At 45.9% G+C, this 667-nt stretch carries 2 protein-coding genes; one reads left to right on the top strand and one right to left on the bottom strand.

Going from position 1 to position 667, the window contains the following annotated elements:
* Window positions 1-217, bottom strand: a 217-nt coding sequence (locus R7190_RS27940) for a LysR family transcriptional regulator (protein WP_225492588.1), incomplete at its 3' end; no start/stop codon positions are given.
* Window positions 218-357: 140 nt separating this feature from the next.
* Between R7190_RS27940 and R7190_RS27945 the strand changes: the two genes are divergently transcribed.
* Window positions 358-667: hypothetical protein (locus tag R7190_RS27945; protein WP_318137934.1), on the top strand; the 310-nt coding region annotated here is incomplete at its 3' end.

Here is a 667-nt window from a genome sequence, read left to right on the forward strand (position 1 = left end):
CACAGTCGTGATAAAATCGCTCGCCGGCATGAGTTAAACGCAGCGTGCGTGTGGTTCGGTTGAGTAGTGTCACGCCCATTTGCGCTTCAAGTCCGCTGATCTGGCGAGAAACGTGAGATCGAGAGACGGACAGAGCTTCCGCCGCTTTGGTGAAGTTGCCAAGTTGGGCGATCAAAACAAACGAGCGAATGTCGGCGAGATTAACTTTATTGAGCATAATGAGCGTGTTGCAAAAAGCGATGGGTTTAAGGTTATCACAATTATTTACCAATCATATCGGCAAGCAAGGTCGAACGACTTGAGCTTTACGACAACTTGCGTATTATTTTCTGCGTTTCCATCTTTATCTGACTTTTTATGAGCTTATTGATTTCACGACAAGGCACGCCTCAAAAGCGCGCGAAATGGCTGCTAGCAATGATTGGCTGGGTCATCGTCGTGTGTCTGATGCAAAATTCTGGTTTGGTTTCGGCATGCTCGATGAGTGATGACCAAACCTTGGTTTCTGCTTTATCTAGCGATGATGCTCATGTTGTGAAAGCTGATAAAGTCAAAGAGCCGAGTAAGTGTGAACTGTCTGAAAAGTTGATTCAGTTTACCCAGCATCAGCTCGAAGCCTTCATTGTCGTTTTGTTCATTGGCATTGTTTTAGCCGCAGTTTGGCGAT

This window comes from Vibrio sp. 1078-1, from assembly GCF_033340475.1.